Consider the following 9,760-nt stretch of genomic DNA (forward strand, 5'->3'; position numbering starts at 1 on the left):
CCACCGCGTGTGTCGTGGAGGTTACGCGCTTGCCTTCTGCCGACTGATCCCCCGCGCCACCCACTCCAGGCGGCGGAGCGCCTCCCGGTTGCGGATCCACAGGATCGGCTCCGCGATCAGCCGCGGGATGCGCGCGGCTACGCCGGTGATCGCCTCCTCCTCCATGCGCACCACGCAGCCGCGGCCCCGCGGGCGCACCTCGATGACGACGCGTTCGGTTCCGACCGGCCGGGTCTTGGCCTCCAGTTGGAACCGCCGCGGCGGGTCCCACACCTCCACCGTCGTCTCGTCGTTCAGCACGAACGGCCAGACGCCGATCGAGTGGTGGAGGCGGGAACCCGGCTCGGGGAAGCGGCCGTCGGCCGCACGCATCCGTGACGCTCCCACCACCCAGGTCGGGAACACCCACGGATCCGCGAGCGCAGTGAAGACCTCGGCCGGGGTGCAGGCGAAGCGGCGCACGTTGACGGACATCAGGCGACCTCGTCCTCGTCGTCCTCGATCGGCTGCGCGCCGGTCGCGGCCCCGGTGCCGGCGGCGGGTGCGAGCGACGGCATCCGGGTGATCCCGAACTCGTGGCGTAGTGCGCTGCGCGCCGCGTAGTAGCCGGCCAGCCCGTGGACGCCGGGGCCGGGGACCGTCGACGACGACGCGAGGTAGAGCCCGCGGCCCGGCATCCGCCACGGGTCCGTCGACAGCACCGGTCGCATCACGAGTTGGGAGAGGCTGGGCATGCCCGACGAGATGTCGCCGCCGATGTAGCTCGGGTTGTACCTCTCCATCTGGTGGGCGGTCTTGGTCGCCGTCGCGAGGATGAGGTCGCGGAAGCCCGGGGCGAAGCGTTCGATCTGGGCGATGACGGCCTCGCTGCGGTCGGAGGTCGACCCGCGGGGAACGTGCGTGTACGCCCAGAGCACGTGCTTGCCGGCGGGAGCACGGCCGGCGTCGAACAGGGTGGGCTGCGCCACGAGCACGTACGGGTCGTCGCTCTCCCGGCCGGCCGCGACGACACGCTCGGACCGGGCGATGGCGGCGCGCTCGCCGCCGAGGTGCACCGTCGCGGTCTCCAGGAGCTCAGGATTGCGCCACGGCACCGGCCCGGAGAGGGCGAAGTCGATCTTGAAGACGCCGTTGCCGTCGCGGAACGCCGCGACCTTGCGCAGATAGTCGGCGGGGAGGCGGTCCTCGCCGAGCCGGGCAGCGATCGCCACGTGCGTGTCGAAGAGCACGGCCCTGGCGTCGGGGAGCTCGCCGAGCGACTGGACCTCTGCGCCGGTCACGACCTCGCCGCCGTGCGCGCGGAGGTCGGCGACCAGGGCGTCGGCGATCGACTGCGAGCCGCCGACGGGGATGGGCCAGCCGCGGGCGTGCGCGTAGGTCGCCAGGGCGAGCCCTGCCGCCGCGCCGGCGAGGTTCGGCAGCGGGAGCGTGGCGTGCGCGATCACCCCGGTCAGCAGCGCGCCGGGCTTCTCGGTGCGGAACGGGAGGTTCCACCACGGGCCGCCCTGCGAGAGCGCAGTGAGGCCGAACCGGGCGGCGACGAGGGGGTGCCGTGGCAACTGGAGCAGGTTCGACCCGGTGAACTGCGCGACCGCGTCGGCCTCGCGCGCCAGCGGGCCGAGCATCGCCCGCCAGGCCGGGCCGTCCGGGCCGAGCGCCTCCGCGGTGCGCTCGAGGTCGCGGTACGCGACCGCGACCTCCCCGCCCGGCAGCGGGTGCCCGTAGGAGGTGGTCGGCGTGAGGAACGGGATCCGGTCGGCGAGCCGGAACCTCTGGAAGAAGCCGGAGGCGAACGCCAGCGGGTGCACGGCCGAGCAGATGTCGTGGCGGAAACCGGGGAGGGTGACCTCCTCCGTCCGCATCCCGCCGCCCGCTGTCGCGTTGCGCTCGTAGACGTGCACCTTCAGGCCCGCCCTGGCCAGGGTCACGGCGGCGGCGAGGCCGTTCGGTCCGGAGCCGATGACGATCGCGTCGACGGAGGTCATGCCTCCTGTATACCCCGCCTGCCGCGGCCCGGCAGTGACGTGAACGATCAGCAGTGTCTTCCCAGCCTTCATCCTGTATCGTTGATCAGTCGGCTCTTGACACCGCGCATTTCGACGCGGATGGGTTTGTCAGTCAGGTGGGCCGGTTCCGCAGCCATTCGGCGAGTGGATTCATCACGATGTGAACGGCCCCGGGCGATGTCTGCCGGGGATTCTCCGGTGCGCTTCAGCGTGCCGCCGCGCATTTCTCGAGCAACCCAGGAAGAACACGTATGCCCCCGTACAAGAAGACCGACCGACGATCCTCGCAGTCGCACACCGGCGCGTCCCACGGCGCCCCGAAGGGTGCGGGCAGCCGCAGCCCGAAGCACCGCGGCTACCGCGACGAGGCCCCGGCCGCCGGCAAGAAGGCCCGCTGGACCGCTGATGACCGCGCCGCCCGAGGCCGCGACACCTTCGGCACCCGCGACAACGCGCGCGGCGGCTCGGAGCGCGGCGGTTCGGCCGGCCGCACCGAGCGCCCCAACTGGGAGCCTCGCGGCAAGGACGCGCGCCGCACCGAGCGCGAGTGGGACAACCGCTCGCGCGCCGGCCGCCGCGACGACGACCGTCCCCGCCGCGACTACGACGACCGTCCGCGCCGTCAGTTCGACGACCGTGGCGATCGGGCCGACCGCCCGCGTCGCGACTTCGACGAGCGCCCGCGCCGTCAGTTCGACGACCGTGGCGACCGTGAGCGACCCAGCCGCGACTTCGACCGCGCGGAGCGGCCCCGCCGCGACTTCGACCGCGACGAGCGTCCGCGTCGTTCGTTCGACCGTGACGAGCGTCCGCGTCGTTCGTTCGACGACCGTGCCGACCGTCCGCGTCGTTCGTTCGACGACCGCGCCGACCGCCCCCGTCGCGACGTCGAGGAGCGTCCGCGCCGTCAGTTCGACGACCGCGGTGACCGGGCCGACCGCCCCCGTCGCGACGTCGACGAGCGTCCGCGCCGTCAGTACGACCGCGACGACCGGGCCGACCGCCCGCGTCGCGACTTCGACGACCGCCCGCGCCGTCAGTACGACCGTGACGACCGTCCGCGCCGCTCGTTCGACGACCGCGCGGAGCGCCCGCGTCGCGACTCCTCCTTCTACCCCTCGCGTGACGACAAGCCCGCGTTCACTCCGGAGGACGACGTCGTGCTCGAGCGCCTCCAGGCCGACGCCATCCAGGCGTCCGACGTGGAGGGTGTGACCTTCGCCGACCTCGGCCTCGGCGGCAACATCGTCCGGGCCCTCGCGGAGCTCGGCGCCGAGACGCCGTTCCCGATCCAGGCCGCGACCACCCCCGACGTGCTCGCGGGCAAGGACGTCCTCGGCCGAGGCCGCACCGGCTCCGGCAAGACGATCGCGTTCGGCGCGCCCCTGGTCGAGCGCCTCATGCAGCTGTGGGCCGAGCAGGGCAAGTCGGGCGGCAAGCGCCAGTTGGGCCGTGCACCCCGCGCGCTCATCCTCGCCCCGACCCGCGAGCTCGCCCTCCAGATCGACCGCACGGTGCAGCCGATCGCGCGCAGCGTCGGCCTCTTCACCACGCAGATCTACGGCGGTGTTCCGCAGGGCCGTCAGGTCGGCGCCCTCCAGCGCGGCGTCGACATCGTGATCGGCACGCCCGGTCGCATCGAGGACCTCATCGAGCAGGGTCGCCTCGACCTCAGCGAGGTCGTCATCACCGTCCTGGACGAGGCCGACCACATGTGCGACCTCGGCTTCCTCGAGCCGGTGCAGCGCATCCTCCGCGAGACGTCGGAGGGCGGCCAGAAGCTGCTGTTCTCGGCGACCCTCGACAAGGGCGTCGCCCAGCTCGTCGACGAGTTCCTCGTGGACCCGGCCGTGCACGAGGTGGCGGGCGAGGACCAGGCGTCCTCGACCATCGACCACCGCGTCCTCGTCATCGAGCACCGCGACAAGCCGGCCATCATCGAGCAGCTCGCCGACCGCGAGGGCAAGACGCTGATCTTCGCGCGCACCCGTGCGTTCGCCGAGATGCTCGCCGACCAGCTGGACGACGCCGGCATCCCGGCCGTCAGCCTGCACGGCGACCTCAACCAGTCACGCCGCACGCGCAACCTGGCTCAGCTCACCAGCGGCCGGGTGAACGTGCTGGTCGCGACCGATGTCGCCGCCCGCGGCATCCACGTCGACGACATCGACCTGGTCATCCAGGCCGACGCGCCGGACGAGTACAAGACCTACCTGCACCGCTCCGGCCGTACCGGCCGCGCCGGCAAGCAGGGCACGGTCGTGACGCTCATCCCGCGCCAGCGTCAGCGCCGCATGGGCGAGCTGCTGCAGCGCGCCGAGATCGAGGCCGACTTCGTGTCGGCCATCCCCGGCGACCAGCTGGTCACCGACCTCGCGCTGGCCGCGTCCGCGCCCGCCGAAGAGGCCTGACCGCCGATCTCTCAGCCCCCGTCCCGCGGCTCACGTCGCGGGACGGGGGCTTCGTCGTGCGCGAGACGGCTGATTCTGCGCCGTCTCGCGCGATTCGGGCGTAGTTCGTGCCGTCTCGATCAGTCGTCGGCGCTGAGCTGGTCGAGGGTGTGCCGGGCGAGGGAGGCCATCCGCGGATTGTCGTCGGACGACATCGCGAGGGCGGTCCCCATCGTCACGGCCCAGCCGCGCGCCCGGCGCCAGGTCGCGGCGTCGGGCGGGGTAGGCAGGGCCGCACGGAAACGCTCGCGCGCCTCCCCGTCGAACGTCAGCCACGCTGTCGCGAGGTCGGTCGCCGGGTCGCCGGAAGTGACGTCGCCGAAATCGAGCACGGCCGCAAGACCGGAGGCCGGGGTCAGCAGCAGGTTGCCGGGGTGGAGGTCGCCGTGCAGCAGCAGCGGCGGTCCCTCCCACTCGGGTGCTGCGAGCGCCTCGCGCCACACCTGCTCGAGGGCGGCGACCTCCATGCGCCCGGACAGCGAGCGGAGCCGTGTGCCCACGACCTCCACGCGAGTCCGGAGCGGAACGCCCCGCACCGGGTTGCCTGGGGCGTCGGGTGCCGGCACGGCGAGCTCGCCGACGAACTCGGCCAGCGGCTCCGCCAGTCCGGAGCGCTCGGCCGCGGTCACCGAGGCGCCGTCGACGCCGTCGATCCAGTCGACGATGCTCCACGGGAAGGGGAACGCCGCAGACGGGACGCCCACGCGGACCGGAACGGGCACCCGCGCGCGAACGCGTGCGGCGATTCCCGGCAGCATCTGCTGCTCGTGCTCGATGAGGTGCGCGGCGACCTCGCGCCGCGGGATGCGGACGGCGAGATCGTCACCCAGTCGGTACAGCTGGTTGTCCCAGCCGTCGGACACGAGTCGAAGCGGACCTGCCAGGTCGGGATGCTGCGCCGTCACCAGCGCGGCGACGAGTGCGGCGTCTGTGGGGATATCGGCGGCGGGGGTCAACGACACCGTGCGACCTTAGCGCAGGAGGCGGCCGACGGACCCACCACCCGCGCCGGCGCCGTCCGGTCGAGGGAGCACCCCGTGAATGCGCCCGTGCCGCAGCCGACGTCGAGCCAGCTCAGCCCGGCCGGGAGGTCGAGCCAGTCGAGGACGAGCGGAGCGACCCGGCTGCTCCACCGCCCCACAGAGCGTTCGTACGCGCTGCCGCGTCCCCAGATTGCGCCTCCGCCGGCCATGGCGCCACCGTACTGCGCGGGTATTGCGCGTGGGCAGCCGAAAACGCGCAGCAAAGCTGCGTCTGCGAGTAGAAAGGTGACAGGGAGCGTGTGTCAGCATGGGTGCGGAGGACCCATGACTACCGATTCCGCACGCATGCACAGCGTCACCGCCGAGACCAGTGAGCTCGTCGATCTCGTGCTCGACTACTCGCGGCGGCGCATCCTCGCCACGGACACGCCCCTCGACAAGCCGCTGCCCGAGTCCGAGCTGCGCCGGCTGGCCGGGCGCACCGTGTCGGAGGGCGGGATGGGTGCCGAGCGCGCGCTCGCCGTGTTCGAGCACGTGCTCGCCCCGGCGTGCATTACCACCGACCACCCGCGGTATCTCTCGTTCATCCCGACCGCGCCGACCAAGGCTGCGACGGCCTTCGACCTGGTCGTCTCGGCGAGCGCGGTCTACGGCGGATCGTGGTTGGAGGGCTCCGGCGCCGTCTACGCCGAGAACCAGGTGCTGACCTGGCTGGCATCGGAGTTCGGGCTGCCTCCCGAGGCGGGCGGCGTCTTCGTGCAGGGCGGGACGCTCGGCAACCTCTCCGCGCTGGTGGCCGCGCGCGACAGCGCGCGTGCCGAGCGCGGCAACCCTCCCGGCAGCTGGATCATCGTCTGCAGCGTGGAGGCCCACTCCTCCGTGGCGTCCGCCGCCCGTGTGATGGACGTGGAGGTGGTGACCGTCTCGCCCGGCGAGTCGGGAGTGCTCACGGGTGACGCCGTACGCCCGGCGCTCGTCGAGCACGGCGACGCGGTCTTCGCGGTCGTCGCGACAGCCGGCTCCACCAACTTCGGAATCGTCGACGACATCGCCTCCATCGCCGCGCTGAAGGACGAGTTCGGGTTCTGGCTGCACGTCGACGGCGCCTACGGTCTCGCCGGAATGCTGTCGCCCCTCGCCCGCTCGCGCTTCGCCGGCGTCGAGCGAGCGGACTCGCTCATCGTCGACCCGCACAAGTGGCTGTTCGCGCCCTTCGACGCCTGTGCGCTGCTCTACCGCGATCCGGAGGCGGGGCGCCGCGCCCACACCCAGCACGCCGAGTACCTCGATACGCTCACGGACACCACCGAGTGGAGTCCGTCGGACTACGCCGCCCATCTCACGCGCCGCGCCCGCGGCCTCCCGTTCTGGTTCTCGTTGGCTTCGCACGGTGCCGGCGCCTACCGCGACGCCGTCACCGCGTCGCTCCAGCTGGCCAGGCGGATCGCCGACGAGATCGACCGTCGGGAGGGTTTCCACCTGGTGCGTCAGCCGCAGCTCTCGGTCGTGGTGTTCGAGCGCGATGGCTGGACCAAGGAGGACTACGCGCTCTGGTCGGCCCGTCTCCTCGACGAGCAGCGCGCCTTCGTGACGCCCAGCTCGCACGCCGGCCGCCCCAACACCCGCTTCGCGGTGCTGAATCCCCTCACGACCTACGAAGACCTCGTCGAGATCCTCGACACCATGGGCTGAGTCCGCGCAGCACGAAGGCCCCGACCGCTGGGTCGGGGCCTTCGTGATTCCGGAGGTTCAGACGATGTCGTCGCTGTCGCCCACCCGGCGCGTGACGCGCTCGCCGTTCACCGGGTCGACCGCTGTGCGCGTGGTCGCGATGGTCCGGCGGCGTCGGGTCATCAGGATGATGCCGAGGATGATGCCGACGGCACCGGCGATCATCAGGATGTAGCCCACGAGGTGCAGGTCGATCCAGCTGACCTGAACGTTCAGGGCGAACGCGAGGATGGCGCCGATGACGAACAGGACGATTCCGGTACCGAGGCTCATGGAGGGCCTCCTCAGACTCGGCGACTGCCGGTCAGCAGTCGCACCAGCCAGACGATCACGGCCAGGACCAGCAGGATGATGCCGACCCAGAGCAGGAAGTTCAGAGACTGCACGAAGCCGCCGGTGAGCAGCAGGACGATCGCGATGATCGCGATGATGATGAGCAGGATGTTCATGGGAGGGGTTGTCCTTTCCTTGACGTAGACCACCGAACAACTGCTTCGGTTGTCGAACAATCCCCTTGACGTCAGGTGCTTTCCGGCCTATTCGCGTGTCGCTCCGCGCTGATGCGGTCGACGGTCTCGCGCATCTTCGTGAGGAAGCGCGTCACGGTCGCGGCGTCCGCCTCGCTCAGCTGGGCCGCCTGGGCGGCGATCTGCTCCTGGGCGGCCACCATCGGCCCGGTGTCGCCGAAGGCCGCACGCGTCGGCACCAGGTCGACGGACCGGCGGTCGGTGTCGTTGGTCCGTCGCTCGACGAGACCGGCCTGCACCAGCCGGTCGATCAGTGCGGTCGTGGAGGCGCTCGAGACGCCGACGTAGGCGCTCACGTCCTTGGCTGCGGTACGGCGACCTCCCGCAGCGTTGTCGAGGATCAGCCGGAGCGCGAGGAAGTCGTTCTCGCCGATTCCCATGGCCGCCCCGGTGCGTCGGCGCATCGCCGTCTCGGCGGCCCGGTAGACCTGGAGTGCCTCGAGCACGCCCCGGTCCGGCGGCGGCACATCCGCGGGCTGCGCATCCGATCGATCACTCACTCCTCTCAGTCATCTCCCGCTCGCTGCCGATTTCAACGGGCTGGTCGATGTCTTTCGGCGGATTCACGGCATCCAGTAGTGCGCGTATGCTCGCGAGGTGCTTCCCGACACCGTCCTGCTCGACCGCTACGAACTCCGCGAACCGCTCGGTCGCGGAGGGATGGCGACGGTGTACCGCGCTCACGACCGCGAATTGGGACGCTCGGTCGCGATCAAGATGTTCGCGCCGGGTCAGGCCGGCGACGACGCGCGCCGCCGCGGCGAGGCCACGGCCCTGGCCCGCCTGTCGCACCCCAATCTTGTGGGCCTGCACGACGCGCACCTTTCGGCGGACGACGATCCCGCACCGAGCTACCTGGTGATGGAACTGGTCGAGGGAGAGGATCTGGGCACCAGGCTGGACCGAGGGCCGCTACCGGGCCGCGAGGTCGCGGCGATCGCCGCCGGAGTCGCCGAGGCGCTCGTCGTCGTCCACGCGGCGGGGATCGTGCACAGAGACCTGAAACCGGCGAACATCCTCCTCGCCGAGTCGGAAGTGCCCGGTGCGATGCCGCACGCCAAGCTCACCGACTTCGGCATCGCGCACCTGATGGGCGCAGAGCGCGTGACGACGGCGGGGACCATCATCGGCACGGCCGGCTTCCTGAGTCCCGAGCAGGCGACCGGTGCGGAACCCGGACCTGCGGCGGACGTCTACTCGCTGGGACTGGTGGTGCTGGAAGCGCTCACCGGCGTGCGCGAGTACCCCGGCACACCGGTGGAGGCCGTCACCGCACGGCTCGTGCGCGATCCGCGTATCCCCGGGTCGCTGCCCGAGGACTGGCGCGGCCTGATCGGCGCCATGACCGCGCGGGATCCCCGCGTGCGGCCGACGGCCCTGGAGGTCGCGGTGATGGCGCGGGAGCTCGCTCCGCAGCTGGATGGCTGGGTGGCCACGGGAGCCGTCGCGGTCCCGGACGAGGGCGAAGCGCCGACCGTCGCGTTGCCGCAGGCGGTTCTGCCGGCGGCCGTGCCCGCGCCGTCGAGACGCCCCAGGAACCGTGGGCGCGCCTCTCGTCGGCGGTACCTCGGCGACGGGGTGCTGCTGGTGTCGGGCGCCACAGCGGTCGTGGCGCTCGCGCTGAGCGTCGGCTCCATCCTCGCACCGGAGGCGCCGGCGGCGCGGAGCGAGCCGACGCACCGACCGACTCCGACTGTGACAGCTCCGCCGCAGACCGTCGAGCCGGCTGAAACGACGCAGCCCCCGCTTCCGGCGGCGCCGGCACAGCAGGTCCAGGCACCACCCGCACCGCAGAAGGGCGACAATCCCAACAAGGGACCGGGGAAGGACAACGGTAGCGGCAGCGGCAAAGGCAAAGGCAAGGGCAAAGGCTGAGAGCTAGCGGCCGAGGCCGCGGTAGCGCCAGCCGGCTGTCGTCCAGGTGTGGGGGTCGAGGGCGTTGCGGCCGTCGATGACCACGCGCTGTGCCACCAGAGACCCGACCGTGTCCGGGTTGAGTGCGGTGAACTCGGGCCACTCGGTGATCAGGACGACGATGTCGGCTCCGGTCACGGCTTCCTCGC

The 9,760-nt window shown here is 71.8% G+C and carries 11 protein-coding genes; 3 read left to right on the plus strand and 8 right to left on the minus strand.

The genetic code is table 11. From position 1 onward, the window contains the following. Positions 1–21 precede the first annotated feature (21 nt). Complete coding sequence (locus JNB50_RS05800; protein ID WP_208039127.1) at positions 22–474, minus strand: SRPBCC domain-containing protein; 453 nt, start codon at positions 472–474, stop codon at positions 22–24. Beyond that, positions 474–1,985, minus strand: coding sequence for an NAD(P)/FAD-dependent oxidoreductase (locus JNB50_RS05805; RefSeq protein ID WP_208039128.1), 1,512 nt, complete (start codon positions 1,983–1,985; stop codon positions 474–476). The genes JNB50_RS05800 and JNB50_RS05805 overlap by 1 nt, the downstream gene beginning before the upstream one ends. Positions 1,986–2,257: 272 nt before the next feature. On the opposite strand from JNB50_RS05805, the gene JNB50_RS05810 reads away from it, so the two are divergent. Next, positions 2,258–4,417, plus strand: coding sequence for a DEAD/DEAH box helicase (locus JNB50_RS05810; protein WP_208039129.1), 2,160 nt, complete (start codon positions 2,258–2,260; stop codon positions 4,415–4,417). A gap of 119 nt (positions 4,418–4,536) precedes the next feature. Here JNB50_RS05810 and JNB50_RS05815 read toward each other — a convergent pair whose 3' ends face one another. Together JNB50_RS05815 and JNB50_RS05820 are read right to left on the minus strand one after the other, a co-directional pair. Further along, positions 4,537–5,418 carry an aminoglycoside phosphotransferase family protein gene (locus tag JNB50_RS05815; protein ID WP_208039130.1) on the minus strand — a complete coding sequence of 294 codons (882 nt, stop codon included), beginning with the start codon at positions 5,416–5,418 and terminating at the stop codon, positions 4,537–4,539. Beyond that, entirely contained in the window at positions 5,409–5,648 is a 240-nt protein-coding gene (locus JNB50_RS05820; protein WP_208039131.1) for a class I SAM-dependent methyltransferase, read from the minus strand. The genes JNB50_RS05815 and JNB50_RS05820 overlap by 10 nt, the downstream gene beginning before the upstream one ends. Before the next feature lie 115 nt (positions 5,649–5,763). On the opposite strand from JNB50_RS05820, the gene JNB50_RS05825 reads away from it, so the two are divergent. Next, the gene (locus JNB50_RS05825; RefSeq protein WP_208039132.1) at positions 5,764–7,131 is read left to right on the plus strand and encodes an aminotransferase class V-fold PLP-dependent enzyme; all 1,368 of its coding nucleotides are present in this window, start codon (positions 5,764–5,766) and stop codon (positions 7,129–7,131) included. Positions 7,132–7,188: 57 nt separating this feature from the next. On the opposite strand, the gene JNB50_RS05830 is transcribed toward JNB50_RS05825, so the two are convergent. The 3 genes from JNB50_RS05830 to JNB50_RS05840 all read right to left on the minus strand — a co-directional run bounded on the left by JNB50_RS05830 (position 7,189) and on the right by JNB50_RS05840 (position 8,197). Further along, positions 7,189–7,443 carry a DUF6458 family protein gene (locus JNB50_RS05830; protein WP_208039133.1) on the minus strand — a complete coding sequence of 85 codons (255 nt, stop codon included), beginning with the start codon at positions 7,441–7,443 and terminating at the stop codon, positions 7,189–7,191. 11 nt (positions 7,444–7,454) lie between these two features. Further along, positions 7,455–7,619: a hypothetical protein gene (locus JNB50_RS05835; RefSeq protein WP_208039134.1), complete on the minus strand. Its 165-nt coding sequence runs from the start codon at positions 7,617–7,619 to the stop codon at positions 7,455–7,457. Between the two features lie 71 nt (positions 7,620–7,690). Then, positions 7,691–8,197 (minus strand): MarR family transcriptional regulator, encoded by a 507-nt coding sequence (locus JNB50_RS05840; RefSeq protein ID WP_307794614.1) that lies wholly within the window; start codon positions 8,195–8,197, stop codon positions 7,691–7,693. Between the two features lie 97 nt (positions 8,198–8,294). On the opposite strand from JNB50_RS05840, the gene JNB50_RS05845 reads away from it, so the two are divergent. Further along, positions 8,295–9,572 carry a protein kinase gene (locus JNB50_RS05845; protein WP_307794615.1) on the plus strand — a complete coding sequence of 426 codons (1,278 nt, stop codon included), beginning with the start codon at positions 8,295–8,297 and terminating at the stop codon, positions 9,570–9,572. Between the two features lie 3 nt (positions 9,573–9,575). On the opposite strand, the gene JNB50_RS05850 is transcribed toward JNB50_RS05845, so the two are convergent. Next, positions 9,576–9,760 (minus strand): UDP-glucose/GDP-mannose dehydrogenase family protein (locus JNB50_RS05850; RefSeq protein WP_243767964.1); only part of this gene is annotated, 185 nt, incomplete at its 5' end.

Source organism: Leifsonia sp. TF02-11, from assembly GCF_017565305.1.
Classification (GTDB): domain Bacteria; phylum Actinomycetota; class Actinomycetes; order Actinomycetales; family Microbacteriaceae; genus Leifsonia.

Coding starts and splice junctions, on each gene's coding strand:
- JNB50_RS05805 (WP_208039128.1), bottom strand. CDS start 1,985: ATGACCTCCGTCGACGCGATCGTCATCGGCTCCGGACCGAACGGCCTC.
- JNB50_RS05800 (WP_208039127.1), bottom strand. CDS start 474: ATGTCCGTCAACGTGCGCCGCTTCGCCTGCACCCCGGCCGAGGTCTTC.
- JNB50_RS05825 (WP_208039132.1), top strand. CDS start 5,764: ATGACTACCGATTCCGCACGCATGCACAGCGTCACCGCCGAGACCAGT.
- JNB50_RS05830 (WP_208039133.1), bottom strand. CDS start 7,443: ATGAGCCTCGGTACCGGAATCGTCCTGTTCGTCATCGGCGCCATCCTC.
- JNB50_RS05810 (WP_208039129.1), top strand. CDS start 2,258: ATGCCCCCGTACAAGAAGACCGACCGACGATCCTCGCAGTCGCACACC.
- JNB50_RS05820 (WP_208039131.1), bottom strand. CDS start 5,648: ATGGCCGGCGGAGGCGCAATCTGGGGACGCGGCAGCGCGTACGAACGC.
- JNB50_RS05835 (WP_208039134.1), bottom strand. CDS start 7,619: ATGAACATCCTGCTCATCATCATCGCGATCATCGCGATCGTCCTGCTG.